The following is a 359-nucleotide window of genomic DNA, read 5'->3' as shown; positions in this document are numbered from 1 at the left end:
GGGCATGACCAAGCCTGCCCCGACGCCCCGGGCCGGGCAGATCGCCCCGAAGATGTAGGCCGAAGCCGTGCGCTGGTCCTTGGGGGCCGAGGGTCGCGTTCCGCCCTTGGCCCAGCGTCGGGTCAGGGTGTTCTTCTGGCCGACACGGGCCTCGTCACAGAACCAGACTTCTACCGGCTTGCCGCCGACAGCCTGCGCGATGTCCGCCAGACGGTCGGGGAAGTCTTTTTAAAAACAGCCGCGGCGCCCGGATCCTGGGCGTGATGGCGCGGGCGGGCCGAGAGCTTGGCGTAGCCCATGGCCCGCAAGACCCGGCTCAAGGTCTGCTCGGAGACCGACACGCCGTGATCCTCGGACAG

1 pseudogene is annotated in these 359 nt (G+C 69.1%); it reads right to left on the bottom strand.

Annotation, left to right across the window (positions count from 1 at the left end):
* Nucleotides 1–359, bottom strand: a pseudogene (locus tag ASF20_RS24970) (winged helix-turn-helix domain-containing protein); the annotation flags it as partial.

Source organism: Methylobacterium sp. Leaf88 (genome assembly GCF_001422795.1).
Taxonomy (GTDB): domain Bacteria; phylum Pseudomonadota; class Alphaproteobacteria; order Rhizobiales; family Beijerinckiaceae; genus Methylobacterium.
This window is presented reverse-complemented; position numbering and strand designations above follow the sequence as displayed.